This window comes from Paraburkholderia sp. SIMBA_027, assembly GCF_046535315.1.
Classification (GTDB): Bacteria; Pseudomonadota; Gammaproteobacteria; order Burkholderiales; family Burkholderiaceae; genus Paraburkholderia; species Paraburkholderia tropica.
Genome location: NZ_JAWRWY010001478.1, coordinates 1 through 241 on the forward strand (window position 1 = coordinate 1; position 241 = coordinate 241).

Here is a 241-nt window from a genome sequence, read left to right on the forward strand (position 1 = left end):
GCCCGCATGCGGATTTCGCCGTGGTCAATCCGGAAGACGATCCGCGCTATCGCGACTATGTCGATGATTATTTCGCCCTCGTCGGTCGCGCCGGCATCAACCCGGAAGCGGCCCGTACCATCGTGCGTACCAACTCAACGGTGATCGGCGCGCTTGCGGTCAAGCGCGATGAAGCGGATGCACTGATCTGCGGCCTCGAAGGCCGCTACGACCGACATCTTCGCGACGTGAACCAGATCAT

At 61.4% G+C, this 241-nt stretch carries 1 protein-coding gene; it reads left to right on the forward strand.

What is annotated here, in order from left to right; genetic code table 11:
* Positions 1-241: phosphate acyltransferase (locus SB764_RS44105; RefSeq protein ID WP_410867326.1), on the forward strand; the 241-nt coding region annotated here is incomplete at both ends.